This is a genomic window from Mesorhizobium sp. M0292 (assembly GCF_040321695.1).
Classification (GTDB): domain Bacteria; phylum Pseudomonadota; class Alphaproteobacteria; order Rhizobiales; family Rhizobiaceae; genus Mesorhizobium.
Genome location: NZ_JAMYSB010000006.1, coordinates 245,018 through 257,733, shown reverse-complemented (window position 1 = coordinate 257,733; position 12,716 = coordinate 245,018). Strand labels below are relative to the sequence as shown.

The following is a 12,716-nucleotide window of genomic DNA, read 5'->3' as shown; positions in this document are numbered from 1 at the left end:
CCGGTGCTCACATGTTTGAGTACGCTCCGCTCCGGCCTTCGCCGGCCGAAGCCGTCATAAATGCCTCCGCTCTATGAAGGCTACGGCCGGCGTAGGCCGGTTCTCAGAACCTGTCATTTTCGACTCGGCCTGACCTGAATCTCAACGCACCTTCGGCGCGTTCGAAAATGTTTTAAGAAAATTTGCGTCTGATTCTATGGGGTTAACCCGCCAGTAACATTAACGCGCTTTAATCATGACCAGTGTGTACCGGGTCTGTGCGGGTTAGTGCGATGCAATTCAGTGTTTTGAAGGCAAACGGGCGTACTCTGTCGCGGGGCTGCGCTGTCCTCATGCTAGCCGGAGTGGCGGCGGGGTGTAGCTCCCAAGTCTCGCGGTTCAATGGTGTCGACGACGTCTTCACCTCCTCGACCAACAATCAGCGCGCCATCATCGACAAGCAGAGCACCGCTCAGCCCTATCCGGGCGATGTGGCGGCCGAGCCGATCGCTGCGGCACCTGTCGATGGCAGCCATAACCAGTCGGTCAGCCGCTCCAGCCTGGAGCCGGTCACCGTCCAGCAGATGCCGCCGCCGAGCGCGCCCAAAGCTGCTCCGATGCGCACCGCTTCCGCGCCGGCGCTTGCACCGGCACCGCATGTCGACAGAACGACCACCGGCACCGTCCGGCCGGCGAGGCCGTTCAAGAATGCCGGTGACTCCGATCCGAAACCAGTTGCGGCTGGTACGCCGCATGCGACCGAGATCGTGGTCAGCGACGGCGAGACCATTTCCGGCATCGCTCATCGCTATCATGTGCCCGCCGACGTGATCATGAAGGTCAACGGCTTGAGCGCCACCAAGGGGCTGAAGACCGGTCAGAAACTGGTCATCCCGGCCTATGCCTATTCAAGCAAGGGGACAGAGCCGAAACTTGCCGACGGCAAGCCGGCAAACAGCCCCAAGGCGCCGGCGCCGGAAAAGGTCGCCGTGCTGCCGCAGCAGCCGAAACTCAAGGACGGCAAGTCCGCCGCGCAGGTTGACGCTTCGGCAGCGAACAAGCCGAAGACCGACAAGCCGGCGCAGACGGCCTCGGCCGCGCCAAAGGCCGGCGCGGGCACCTACACGGTCCAGTCGGGCGAGACCATGTCCTCCATCGCCAGGAAGACCGGCGTTGGCGTCGTTGCCCTGAAGCAGGCGAACGGCGTGCAGAACGGCCTGCTCAAGATCGGCCAGACGCTGAAGGTTCCGGCAGGTGGCACCGCAACGGTCGCCAGCGCCAAGCCGGCCAAAGTTGATCCGGTGACGACCGCGACCACCCAACCGGCGGCAAAGCCGACGGAGACACTCGCCACCTACACGCCGCCGAAGAAGGACGCCAAGGTTATCCAGCAGGCCGAGGACGACGATGCTGTTGCGCCCGATGCCACCGGCATCGGCAAGATGCGTTGGCCGGTGCGTGGCCGCGTCATCTCCAATTTTGGTGGCGGCAAGGATGGTGTCGACATCGCCGTGCCTGAGGGGACGCCGGTCAAGGCGGCCGAGAACGGCGTGGTCATCTATGCCGGCGACGGCCTCAAGGAATTCGGCAATACGGTGCTGGTGCGCCACGAAAACGGGCTGGTCACCGTCTATGGCCACGCCAGGTCGATCGAGGTGCAGCGCGGCCAGAAGGTCAAGCGCGGCCAGGAAATCGCGCTGTCGGGCATGAGCGGCACCACCGACTCGCCGAAACTGCACTTCGAAGTGCGCAAGAACTCGGCACCGGTCGACCCCTCTGGCTATCTCGAATAGTCGGGCGAATAGAACAATAAACGTTTTGCAGGCCGTCTGACCTCCAGTCCGGCCCGCCGGCTCAGCCCGCTCCGCAAGGGGCGGGCTTTTTCAGTGACCTGACGGAAATTAATCAGTCGTTCAGCGGCTTGCCGAGCCGGCCGGCCAAATCCTGGGTGAATTGCCAGGCGACGCGACCCGAGCGGCTGCCGCGTGTCGTTGCCCATTCCAGGGCGTCGGCGCGCAGTTGCTCCGGGTCGATGGTAAGCCCGTGATGGCTGGCATAGCCGTTGACCATGTCGAGATATTCGTCCTGCGAGCACTTGTGGAAGCCGAGCCACAGGCCGAAACGATCGGACAGTGAAACCTTTTCCTCGACCGCCTCGGACGGGTTGATGGCGGTCGAGCGCTCATTGTCGATCATGTCGCGCGGCAACAGGTGCCGGCGGTTCGACGTGGCGTAGAAGATGACATTGGCCGGGCGGCCCTCGACGCCGCCTTCAAGGGCTGCCTTAAGCGACTTGTAGGAGGTGTCGTCATGGTCGAAGGAGAGGTCGTCGCAAAACAGGATGAAGCGAAACGGCGCCGCCTTCAGCAGGCCCATCAGCCTGGGCAGCGTGTCGATATCCTCGCGATGGATCTCGATCAGCTTGAGCGGCGGGTCGGATTTTGCCCTGGCGTTGATCTGCGCATGCACGGCCTTGACCAGGGAGGATTTGCCCATGCCGCGCGCGCCCCACAACAACACATTGTTGGCGGCATGGCCGGCGGCGAAGCGTTCCGTGTTGTCGACCAGAATGTCGCGCACGCGGTCGACGCCGCGGATCAGGCCGATGTCGACGCGGTTGACCTTGCGCACCGGCTCGAGATAGCCGGGATCGGCCTGCCAGACAAAGCAATCGGCCACGGCAAGATCGGTCTGCGGCACTGGCGGCGGAGCGAGGCGGGTGACCGCCTCGATCAGGCGGTCGAGCTTTTGGTTCAGGGCCTCGATGGTGCTGTCGGTCATGTCTCGTCTTTTATGTTTCCGCACGAACGTGCGTAGGGGCCGAAATCGTCTTGATCCGGGCGAGATAGAAACTGGTTCCAAGCTTTTGTTTGGGCATGATCTTTTGCGAAAACCACGCCCGTATTCCGGGAGCATGCTCTAACACGGGTCAACCGGCCGGAAAAGCAGCTGAAAGCCCGGCCGCGCAGTTGCATTGGTAACTTTACCCACTATATTCCGGCCAAATTTGGCGAGGCCGCCCTACGGCCTTCTTCGTAACCAGGAGTTCTTGATGTTCGTCACACCGGCATACGCCCAAGCTACCGGAACTCCGCTTGGTCCGTTCGGGGATATCGGCATGATACTCCCGTTCGTTCTGATCTTCGTGATCATGTATTTCCTCATCATCCGGCCGCAGCGCGCCCAGTTGAAGAAGCGCCAGGAGATGATCTCGGCCGTGCGCCGTGGCGACACGGTCATCACCGGCGGCGGCTTCGTCGGCAAGGTGACCAAGGTGATCGACGACAATGAGCTTGAGATCGACCTTGGCGGCGGCACCAAGGTGACGGCGCTGCGCTCGACGATCGCCGATGTTCGGGTCAAGGGCGAGCCGGTGGCCAACCAGAACGCCAAGAAGTAAGCCAGTTTCCCAAGCGGAGCGATCCGCGGGCAGAGCTCTGACAAAGACGGCGTATGGTCCATTTTTCGCGCCTGAAAATGATCCTGATCTGGCTTGCTATGGCCACAATGCTCGTCGACGCGCCCAGTCTTCACGCTGCCGGCGCGGACGTGCTGCTTCGATTGGACGCGACCGATGTGATCGATCGCCGGTTGGAGGCGACGCGTGACGAAATCAGGACGCTGCTGCGCGATGCAAGGATCGGCTATACTGGTCTTGCTAAGTCGGGTCGGGCCGTTCAGGTGCATATCACCGACGCCGCTCAGGTCGGCGCGGCCAAGATGGCATTGGAGGCGGTGACTGATCCTGTCCTTGGCAGCGCTGGTCCGGTCCAGGAAGTGATCCTGGATGATACCGGAGCAGCGTTGCTCAAGTTCACGGTAACAGACACAGGTATCAAGTATCGGATGTCGATCGCGCTTGCGCAGTCGATCGTGGTCATTAAGAATCGCCTGCGTGATCTTGGTGTAGCCGACCCAGTAGTGCGGCCAGAGGGCGAAGACGGTATGCTGGTCCGGACCTCGGGCGTTGCGGATTTGCAAAGGCTGAGGAGAATTCTCACCCGAACCGGAATGCTGACTTTTCAGTGGGTTGATGAGTCGATGCCGGTCGCTGATGCGATCAATGGCCGGACGCCCGCTGGCTCGGTGGTGGTTTATTCGAAGGACGATCCACCGGTTCCCTATCTGGTTGAGAGCCGAACGATCGTTTCCAGTGACGACATTGTCAATGCTCAGGCGACTTCCAACTCCGTCACAAATGAGCCGGCGGTTTCGTTCACCTTCGATTCCAGGGCAACGGCACGCGTTGCGCAGGCGACCTCGCAGAATGTCGGCAAGCTATTTGCGATGATCCTCGACAACCAAGTGCTTTCGGTGCCAGTCGTCCGCGAGCCAATTCTTAACGGCCGCGGCCAGATATCGGGCAACCTTACAAAGGAGAACGCCGATGATCTGGCCTTGCTTTTGCGTTCCGGACCGATGCCTGCACAATTGAAAATAGTCGAGTAGCGCACGATAGCGCCCGGCGGTGATCAGAATTAGAATGGAACCGACAGAGGCGATTGACGCCGAAACCGCTGCCGGCGGCAGCGCCAAATTGACCTCAGCGCGCTCGACAATCGGCGAAGTGCGGGTTAAGGGCGAGCCGGTGGCAAATAAGAACGCCAAGAAATAACCGAATTGTCGGCGGAACGATCCGCCAGTACGCCCTGACGGACAACGCCATATGCTGTATTTTTCGCGCCTGAAGATGATCCTGATCTGGATCGCCGTGGCCGTCACATTCATCCTTGCCGCGCCAAATCTCTTCCCGGCCAGCACATTGGCGCAATTGCCCAACTGGGTGCCGAAGCGGCAGATGACGCTTGGTCTCGATCTGCAGGGCGGTTCGCACATCCTCTTGCAGATGGACCAGAACGACCTGGTCAAGGCGCAGCTGGAAACGACGCGCGACGAGATCCGCACGCTGCTGCGCGATGCCAAGGTGGGCTATACCGGCCTTGGCGGCACCGGCAGGACCGTACAAGTGCGCATCACCGATCCAACCCAGATCGATGCCGCCAAGGCGGCGCTTAAGCCGCTGACCGATCCGGTCGCCGCCGGCCTGTTCACCGGTGGCTCCATCCAGGAGATGTCCCTGGATGATTCCGAAGCCGGGCTGCTCAAATTCACCGTCACCGACGCCGGCATCAAATACCGCACCTCGGCCGCATTGGCGCAGTCGATCGAAGTCGTCGAGCGTCGCGTCAACGAACTCGGCACCACCGAGCCGATCGTGCAGCGGCAGGGCGACGACCGTGTACTCGTCCAGGTGCCGGGCCTGCAGGATCCGCAAAGGCTGAAGGAGATCATCGGCCAGACCGCCAAGATGACCTTCCAGATGGTCGATACCTCGATGTCGGTGCAGGATGCGCTGAACGGCCGCCCGCCGGCAGGCTCCTCGGTGCTTTATTCGCAGGACGATCCGCCGGTTCCGTATCTGGTGGAAAATCGCGTCATCGTGTCCGGTGAAGATCTTGCCAAGGCGACGGCAACCTATGATTCCCGAAACAACGAGCCGGTGGTTTCGTTCGTCTTCAACTCGCGCGGTGCGACACGATTCGGCCAGGCGACGCAGCAGAATGTCGGCAAGCCGTTCGCCATCATCCTCGACAATCAGGTGATTTCGGCGCCGGTGATCCGCGAACCGATCCTCGGCGGCAGCGGCCAGATCTCAGGCAATTTCACCGCCGAAAGCGCCAACGACCTCGCCGTGCTGCTGCGCGCCGGCGCGCTGCCGGCAAAGCTGACCGTGATCGAAGAACGCACCGTCGGCCCGGGCCTCGGCCAGGATTCGATCCATGCCGGCAAGGTCGCCGGCATCATCGGCTCCATTCTCGTCGTCGCCTTCATGTTCGTCGCCTACGGACTTCTCGGCTTCCTCGCCAACATTGCGCTCGCCGTGCACGTGGCGATGATCGTCGGGGTCTTGTCGCTGCTTGGCGCGACACTGACCTTGCCCGGCATTGCCGGTATCGTGCTGACCATCGGCATGGCGGTCGATTCCAACGTGCTGATCTATGAGCGTATCCGAGAGGAGCGACGGGCCGGCCGTTCGGTCATCCAGTCGATCGACACAGGCTTCACCAAGGCGTTGGCGACCATCGTGGATTCCAACGTGACGTCGCTGATTGCCACGGTCGTGCTGTTCTATCTCGGCACCGGACCGGTCAAGGGCTTCGCCATCACCTATGCCATCGGCATTTTGACCACGGTGTTCACCGCCTTCACCTTCACCCGTCTGCTGGTGTCGATCTGGCTGCGCCGTGCGCGTCCGAAGGAATTGCCGCGTGCGCCGGTGACCTTCGTTCCGGCCGGCACGAAAATCCCGTTCATGGGCATCCGCCGCTGGACGTTCGCACTGTCCAGCCTGCTGTCGATCGCGTCGGTTATCGGATTCCTGACCATCGACATCAACTACGGCATCGACTTCAAGGGCGGCTCGATCATCGAGGTGCAGTCCAAGCAAGGCGACGCCGATATTGGCGATATCAGAAGCCGGCTGTCGGAGCTCAATATCGGTGAAGTGCAGGTCCAGCAATTCGGCGCGCCGAATGACGTGCTGATCCGCGTTGGCACCCAGGATGGCGGTGAGAACGCCGAGCAGACCGTCATCGACAAGGTGCGCGGCGAGCTGCAGGACAATTACGATTTCCGCCGCGTCGAGGTGGTGGGTCCCACCGTTTCGGGCGAACTGGCCAAGCAAGGCACGATTGCGATGATCATCGCGCTGATCGGCATCCTGGTCTATGTCTGGTTCCGCTTCGAATGGCAGTTCGCGGTCGGCGCAATCGTGGCGACGGTGCACGATGTGGTGATGACGCTGGGCTTCTTCGTCATCACCGGGCTCGAGTTCAACCAGTCTTCGCTGGCGGCGATCCTGACCATTATCGGCTATTCGCTCAACGACACGATCGTCGTCTATGACCGTGTTCGAGAAGATTTGCGAAAATACAAACGAATGCCGCTCCCACAATTGTTGAACAACGCCATCAACGAGACGCTGTCGAGAACGACGCTGACTTCGGTGACGACCATCCTGGCGCTGCTGGCGCTCGTGTTGTTCGGCGGCGAGGTGATCCGCTCGTTCACCATGGCGATGCTGTTCGGCGTCGTCTTCGGCACCTATTCGTCGATCTTCATCGCAGCGCCCTTGCTGATCCTGTTCAGGCTCAGGCCGCAGGGAGCGAGCGCCGATGAGGAGAAGCCGGTTGGTGGCGGCAAGGCCATGGCGACCTGACGGCTGCGCTGGTGGCAAAAGGCATCGTCATCCGCGAGGCGCATTTCCCCGGACGGGCGCCGATCGAAGCCTACGGCAATGGCGGCTTCCGCTTCGCCGACATGTCGCATCGCGGCTCGCTTCTTTGCCTGCCCTCCGGCATCCATGGCTGGGAGCCGGCCGATCCGCTGGCCCTGACGGCGGCGGATTTCGACCTGCTGCTGGCTGAGGCCGGCAAGGTCGAGATCCTGCTGGTCGGCACAGGCAAGGATTTGCGGCCCTTGCCGACAGCACTTCGGGCGGCGCTGAAAGCGGCTGGCATTGGCTCCGACCCGATGTCGACGGGGGCAGCGGTGCGGACCTACAATGTTCTGCTTGCCGAAGACCGCGCCGTGGCCGCGGCGCTGATCGCCGTCGACTGACGTGACCGATACAGCTGACATCGTCATGGAGACGGTGCGCGCCGGCGACCATGACCGCTATGTCAGCGCACTCTATGCACCGGCCAACAAGCGCGCGGCGCTGTTTTCGCTTTACGCCTTCAATGCCGAGATTGCGTCTGTCCGAGACCGCATCCACGAGGCATTGCCGGGCGAAGTGAGGCTGCAATGGTGGCGCGATGTCATCGCTGCTGAAGCCGCAGCCACAGGCAACCCGCTCGCCGATGCGCTGAAGGCGACGATTTCTGCCCATGGCCTGCCCAAAACTGCCTTCGACAACATGCTCGAGGCCCGCATCTTCGACCTCTATGACGATCCGATGCCGTCGCGCACCGATCTCGAGGGATATTGCGGCGAGACGGCGGCCGCGCTGATCCAGCTGGCGGCGATGGTGCTCGATCCCAATCAGGCGCCGCCCTTTGCCGAACTGGCGGGCAGGGCCGGCTGCGCCCAGGCGATGACCGGCCTGTTGCTGCTGTTGCCGCTGCATCGCCGGCGCGGGCAATGCTTCGTGCCGGCGGATATCCTTGCCGCGGTAGGCTCATCGCCGGAAGAGTTCGTCGGCGGCGACGACGGCCCCGGCGCTCAGCGCGCGGTGGCTGCGATGATTGCATTGGCGCAGGAGCATCTCCGCGCTTTCGAGCAAGGGGCGTCCGCACTTCCGGAAACGCTGCGTCCGGCGTTCCTGCCGCTGGCGCTGACCAGCGCCTATCTCGGCAAGATGGCCAATGGCCGCTCGCCGCTTGGTGGCGCAGCCCGGCTTTCGGCTCTGCGCCGGCATTGGCTGTTGCTCAGGCGCGCAACGCGGGGTTGGCCAGCGAGTTGACGTAAACGTCAATCGCGTTAGGACTCTGAGACTTGGCTATTCAGCAGCTTCCGATGTTTGCGCCGGCAGCCCTAGCCACTCCCGACAATCTGCCCGCGCGCGTGAGGTGATCGCGTGGCGCTTGGCCACCGTCTTGTCCTTGCCGCGCAGGCGTTTGCCTTCGGTCTTCGGTGCTTCCACCGGCGGGAACAGGCCGAAATTGACGTTCATCGGCTGGAACGAGCGTTTGCCCGGCTCGTCGTCGGAAACGATGTGGCCGCCGGTGATGTGGTTGAGCAAGGCGCCGAAGGCGGTGGTGAGCGGTGGCAGCGATGGCGCGTGGCCGAGCCGCTCGGCGGCGGCGAAGCGGCCGGCGAGCAGGCCGATCGCCGCGCTCTCGACATAGCCCTCGCAGCCGGTGATCTGGCCGGCAAAGCGCAGGCCCGGCCGCGACTTCAGCTGCAGCGAGGCGTCGAGCAAGGTCGGCGAATTGATGTAGGTGTTGCGGTGCAGGCCGCCGAGACGGGCGAACTCGGCGTTTTCCAGGCCCGGAATGGTGCGGAAGACGCGCACCTGCTCGGCATGCTTCAGCTTGGTCTGGAAACCGACCATGTTGTAGAGCGTGCCCAGCGCATTGTCCTGGCGCAGCTGCACCACGGCATAGGCTTTTACCGTCGGATTGTGGGCATTGGTCAGCCCCATCGGCTTCATCGGCCCGTAGCGCAGCGTCTCAACGCCGCGCTCGGCCATGATTTCGATCGGCAGGCAGCCGTCGAAATAGGGCGTGCCTTCCCACTGCTTGAATTCGGTCTTCTGGCCGTCGACCAGCGCCTGTACGAAGGCGAGATACTGGTCCTTGTCCATCGGGCAATTGATGTAGTCCTTGCCGGTGCCGCCGGGCCCAACCTTGTCGTAGCGCGACTGGAACCAGCAAATGTCCATGTCGATCGTGTCGAAATGGATGATCGGGGCGATGGCGTCGAAGAAGGCCAGCGCGTCGGCGCCGGTTGCCTCGGCGATCGACTGGGCGAGCGACGGCGCGGTCAACGGGCCGGTGGCGATGATCGCCTGGTCCCATTCCGCCGGCGGCAAGCCCGGCACTTCCTCCCGCTCGATGGTGATCAGCGGGTGCGCTTCGAGCCTTTTCGTCACCGCGTCGGAGAAGCCGTCGCGATCGACGGCCAGCGCGCCGCCGGCCGGCACCTGGTTGGCGTCGCCGGCACTCATGATCAGCGAGCCGGCCAACCGCATTTCGGCATGCAGCAGGCCGACGGCATTGTTCTCGGCATCGTCGGAGCGGAAGGAATTGGAACAGACGAGTTCGGCAAGCCCATCGGTCTTGTGCGCATCGGTGCCGCGCACCGGGCGCATCTCATGCAGGACGACGGGAACGCCGGCTTGCGCTGCCTGCCATGCGGCTTCGGAGCCGGCGAGGCCGCCGCCGACGACGTGGATAGGATTTTTGCTCATGAGCGCCGGAATAATCGCTTGGCGCGCCGTTTGCAATTGGCCGGTGCGAGCGTGGGTCATTGTCGTGCAGCGACGGAGCTCGACTTTCTTATGTCCGCGGCGACGGTCTGATGGCGGCGTAAAGCGCCTCGATCGACTGCATGCGCAATTGAAAAGCCTGCCCAAAAACAACAACACCCGCCGCGGGAGGAGGTGCGGCGGGTGTCGTTTTTGGGGCCGATCCTCGGGAGGAGGTGGGGATCGGCCGTATTCGCCATCGCCGGGGAGGAGGTCGGCTTTGACGAAATTCTTTTCGCCGGATCGAGGGAGGCGAAATCCCTGGAAGACGAACTGCGTTCACTTTGAAGACGAACTAGCGTTCGCTTCGGAAAGACGAACTGCGTTCGCTTTGGAAACAGCGCCCGCCGCGGGAGGAGGTGCGGCGGGCGCCGTTTTGGTGGTCAACCCTCGGGAGGAGGTGAAGGCTGACCGTATCCGTCAGGGTCGGGGAGGAGGTCGACCCTGGCGAAATTCTGGCTAGATCGTCGCCCTGCGGGCGATGATCTTGATCTCGTCACGGACGATGCCGAGATCATGGAGCTGACGGTTCGAAAGGCGACCCAGCTCGGTAACGGTGTCGCGGTAAACGCGCCAGTTACGATAGTTGCGGATCAGGTTCATTGTCGTTCTCTTTTTCAAAACTGGTTCGGACCATTTGCGATCCGAAGAGGATTAGACCGCCTTGCGGGCGACGTAGTGGATGTCGCTGCGGCTGATGCCGAGGTCGGTCAGTTCACGGTTCGACAGGCGGCTCAGCTCTGAGACGGTGTCCCGGTAGCGGCGCCAGTTGCGGTAGTTGCGGATCAGGTTCATGGTAGTGCTCGTTTCGTCTTTCTTCGGATCATTCCGTTTGTGTACGAACAGTAAATAGGCTGGGTAATATCGATTTAAAAGTGCTGTTGGCGCATGGCAGCAATGCAAATTGTGCAATGCAACATTAACGCGCGTTCACGGCTTCGTCATGAAGAGACCCGAATCGGAAAATGACGTTGCGTCAACGATTTGAGCGGATCGGCTGTCAGAAAGACCAAGCTGGGGGAGAAGCGACATGGCGAGTTATTCGTCACGGGCGAGGGCCGATATCGGGCGGTGGCTGCAGGCCGGCCTGATCGACGCGAAGACGGCCGATGCGCTTAAGTGCGACATCGACGCAAACGAGCGCAAATCGCTGAGCTTCGGCACTATATTGGCCATGATGGCGGCGCTGCTGTTCGGCGCCGCGATCCTGCTCTTCGTCGCCGCCAACTGGGACGCCATCCCGCGGCTGGTGCGGGTCGCGGCACTGTTTGCCGTCATTCTCGCCGGCTATGTCGGCGGCGCGGTGTTGAAGATGCGCGACCATGCGGCGATCGGCGAGGCGCTGTGGATCGTGGCCGCCGCGGCCTTCGGCGGATCGATCGCGCTGATCGGCCAGATGTACCATCTCACGGGCGACGAGGCCTCGGCCATCGTCACCTGGGGCATCGGCACGGCACTTGCCGCGGTGGCGTTGCGCTCGAACCCGCTGACGGTCGCTGCCGTCGGCATATCCATTGCCTGGCTGTTCGTGCGCGCGTTCGACTTTTATGACCGCCCCGTATTTCCGGATTTCTTCGTCGTGATGGCGCCGGTGCTTTTTGTCGTCTCATTCTGGACGCGTAGCCAGCCGGCACGCCACTTGATCATTCTCTCGGTCATTTTCTATATCGCGGTGCGCGGCCTGGACCAGAACACGCTCGCCCTGGCTATTCCTCTGGTCGCGGTGTCGGCGCTGCTGTTTGCGGTTTCGATCTTCGCCGCTGGGCCGGCCGACCGGATCTTGCAACTCGGCGGGCGGTTGCCTTTGCACGCCTTGATCGGCTTTCTCACCGGGCTGGCGATGATGCAGATCGAACTGGGCGATGACAACGCCTTCAGCAACGGCTTTGCCATTGCGTCGGTCATCGCACTGGCCGGCATTGCCGCGGCGATCATGCTGGGCGGGCGCGAGAGCAGGGGGCTGCGCTGGGTTGCCTATGCCGGCTTTGCCTTCGAGCTCGCCATTATCTATGTCGTGACCTTGCAGACGATGCTCGGCACGGCCGGCTTCTTCCTGGCTGCCGCAGTGCTGTTCGGCATCCTGGCTCTCGTCATCATCCGTGTGGAAAAACGCATGAAGGCCCCGGAAGGAGCGGCAGCATGATGTCGGGAAAGAAACTTGTCATCTCGGCGCTGGTCCTGGCGCTCGTCCAGATCGGCTTCCTGAGCTGGATCATCGCCGGCCGCGCGGCGATCCTGCGCAACGGCAAGGAGGTCTTGCTGAAAGTCGAGCCGGTCGATCCGCGCGATCTGCTGCGCGGCGACTATATTATCCTCGGCTATGAAATATCGCGCTTGCCGGTGAAGCTGATCGCCAACATCCCGGCCGGCCAGCTCGTGAGCGAGAACACGCCGATCGTGGTCCGGCTGAAGCCGGGTGCCGACGGCTATTGGCATGCGACCACGGCCTGGTTCGGCAAGGCTCCGACGCCGGCGACCGCCGACGAAGCCGATATTGTCGGCCAGGTCGCGCCGGGCTGGACGCTTGATCCTGAATCCACGATCGCACCGCAATACGGCATCGACCGCTTCTACCTACCTGAGGGCCAGGGCATGGCGATCCAGAACGACATGCGGGTGCGGCCATTCGGCGTGCGCATCGCGCTCGCCGCCAGTGGCCAGGCACAGATCAAGGCGCTGATGGACGGCGACAAGACATTGTTTGAGGAACCGCTCTACTAGAAGACATTACCCAGGGCATGGATTTCGGCAACGATCGATCGCTTCG

The 12,716-nt window shown here is 62.4% G+C and carries 12 protein-coding genes; 8 read left to right on the top strand and 4 right to left on the bottom strand.

The window, feature by feature from the left end:
* The first annotated feature begins 272 nt into the window (after nt 1-272).
* Nucleotides 273-1,772: a peptidoglycan DD-metalloendopeptidase family protein gene (locus tag NKI96_RS12380; RefSeq protein ID WP_352804583.1), complete on the top strand. Its 1,500-nt coding sequence runs from the start codon at nt 273-275 to the stop codon at nt 1,770-1,772.
* Nucleotides 1,773-1,884: 112 nt separating this feature from the next.
* Here the strand turns inward: NKI96_RS12380 and NKI96_RS12375 are convergent, their stop codons facing one another.
* Nucleotides 1,885-2,760: an ATP-binding protein gene (locus NKI96_RS12375; protein WP_023821436.1), complete on the bottom strand. Its 876-nt coding sequence runs from the start codon at nt 2,758-2,760 to the stop codon at nt 1,885-1,887.
* A 271-nt stretch (nt 2,761-3,031) separates the two neighbouring features.
* Between NKI96_RS12375 and yajC the strand changes: the two genes are divergently transcribed.
* The 5 genes from yajC (at nt 3,032) to NKI96_RS12350 (ending at nt 8,443) form a co-directional block, all read left to right on the top strand.
* Nucleotides 3,032-3,379, top strand: coding sequence for a preprotein translocase subunit YajC (gene yajC, locus NKI96_RS12370; RefSeq protein WP_023667680.1), 348 nt, complete (start codon nt 3,032-3,034; stop codon nt 3,377-3,379).
* A 53-nt stretch (nt 3,380-3,432) separates the two neighbouring features.
* Complete coding sequence (locus tag NKI96_RS12365) at nt 3,433-4,428, top strand: SecDF P1 head subdomain-containing protein (protein ID WP_023697614.1); 996 nt, start codon at nt 3,433-3,435, stop codon at nt 4,426-4,428.
* A 217-nt stretch (nt 4,429-4,645) separates the two neighbouring features.
* Nucleotides 4,646-7,198, top strand: coding sequence for a protein translocase subunit SecDF (gene secDF / locus NKI96_RS12360; protein WP_023667677.1), 2,553 nt, complete (start codon nt 4,646-4,648; stop codon nt 7,196-7,198).
* Nucleotides 7,199-7,209: 11 nt separating this feature from the next.
* Entirely contained in the window at nt 7,210-7,599 is a 390-nt protein-coding gene (locus tag NKI96_RS12355) for an Mth938-like domain-containing protein (protein ID WP_023688226.1), read from the top strand.
* A gap of 25 nt (nt 7,600-7,624) precedes the next feature.
* Nucleotides 7,625-8,443: a phytoene/squalene synthase family protein gene (locus NKI96_RS12350; RefSeq protein ID WP_023733694.1), complete on the top strand. Its 819-nt coding sequence runs from the start codon at nt 7,625-7,627 to the stop codon at nt 8,441-8,443.
* Between the two features lie 36 nt (nt 8,444-8,479).
* On the opposite strand, the gene trmFO is transcribed toward NKI96_RS12350, so the two are convergent.
* The 3 genes from trmFO to NKI96_RS12335 form a co-directional block, all read right to left on the bottom strand.
* Entirely contained in the window at nt 8,480-9,892 is a 1,413-nt protein-coding gene (gene trmFO, locus NKI96_RS12345; protein WP_023733693.1) for a methylenetetrahydrofolate--tRNA-(uracil(54)-C(5))-methyltransferase (FADH(2)-oxidizing) TrmFO, read from the bottom strand.
* A 516-nt stretch (nt 9,893-10,408) separates the two neighbouring features.
* Nucleotides 10,409-10,552: a DUF1127 domain-containing protein gene (locus NKI96_RS12340; protein WP_023667673.1), complete on the bottom strand. Its 144-nt coding sequence runs from the start codon at nt 10,550-10,552 to the stop codon at nt 10,409-10,411.
* Between the two features lie 51 nt (nt 10,553-10,603).
* Nucleotides 10,604-10,744, bottom strand: coding sequence for a DUF1127 domain-containing protein (locus NKI96_RS12335; protein ID WP_006335194.1), 141 nt, complete (start codon nt 10,742-10,744; stop codon nt 10,604-10,606).
* A gap of 235 nt (nt 10,745-10,979) precedes the next feature.
* Between NKI96_RS12335 and NKI96_RS12330 the strand changes: the two genes are divergently transcribed.
* Together NKI96_RS12330 and NKI96_RS12325 are read left to right on the top strand one after the other, a co-directional pair.
* Nucleotides 10,980-12,092 carry a DUF2157 domain-containing protein gene (locus NKI96_RS12330; protein WP_023733692.1) on the top strand — a complete coding sequence of 371 codons (1,113 nt, stop codon included), beginning with the start codon at nt 10,980-10,982 and terminating at the stop codon, nt 12,090-12,092.
* Nucleotides 12,089-12,670 (top strand): GDYXXLXY domain-containing protein, encoded by a 582-nt coding sequence (locus NKI96_RS12325; protein ID WP_023697610.1) that lies wholly within the window; start codon nt 12,089-12,091, stop codon nt 12,668-12,670. The genes NKI96_RS12330 and NKI96_RS12325 overlap by 4 nt, the downstream gene beginning before the upstream one ends.
* The last annotated feature ends 46 nt before the right edge of the window (nt 12,671-12,716 follow it).

What these genes read in the sequence shown, in the direction of transcription:
- NKI96_RS12340 (WP_023667673.1), bottom strand. Translation starts at nt 10,552, where the DNA reads ATGAACCTGATCCGCAACTATCGTAACTGGCGCGTTTACCGCGACACC.
- NKI96_RS12335 (WP_006335194.1), bottom strand. Translation starts at nt 10,744, where the DNA reads ATGAACCTGATCCGCAACTACCGCAACTGGCGCCGCTACCGGGACACC.
- trmFO (WP_023733693.1), bottom strand. Translation starts at nt 9,892, where the DNA reads ATGAGCAAAAATCCTATCCACGTCGTCGGCGGCGGCCTCGCCGGCTCC.
- NKI96_RS12330 (WP_023733692.1), top strand. Translation starts at nt 10,980, where the DNA reads ATGGCGAGTTATTCGTCACGGGCGAGGGCCGATATCGGGCGGTGGCTG.
- NKI96_RS12325 (WP_023697610.1), top strand. Translation starts at nt 12,089, where the DNA reads ATGATGTCGGGAAAGAAACTTGTCATCTCGGCGCTGGTCCTGGCGCTC.
- NKI96_RS12375 (WP_023821436.1), bottom strand. Translation starts at nt 2,760, where the DNA reads ATGACCGACAGCACCATCGAGGCCCTGAACCAAAAGCTCGACCGCCTG.
- NKI96_RS12365 (WP_023697614.1), top strand. Translation starts at nt 3,433, where the DNA reads ATGGTCCATTTTTCGCGCCTGAAAATGATCCTGATCTGGCTTGCTATG.
- NKI96_RS12350 (WP_023733694.1), top strand. Translation starts at nt 7,625, where the DNA reads ATGGAGACGGTGCGCGCCGGCGACCATGACCGCTATGTCAGCGCACTC.
- secDF (WP_023667677.1), top strand. Translation starts at nt 4,646, where the DNA reads ATGCTGTATTTTTCGCGCCTGAAGATGATCCTGATCTGGATCGCCGTG.
- NKI96_RS12380 (WP_352804583.1), top strand. Translation starts at nt 273, where the DNA reads ATGCAATTCAGTGTTTTGAAGGCAAACGGGCGTACTCTGTCGCGGGGC.
- yajC (WP_023667680.1), top strand. Translation starts at nt 3,032, where the DNA reads ATGTTCGTCACACCGGCATACGCCCAAGCTACCGGAACTCCGCTTGGT.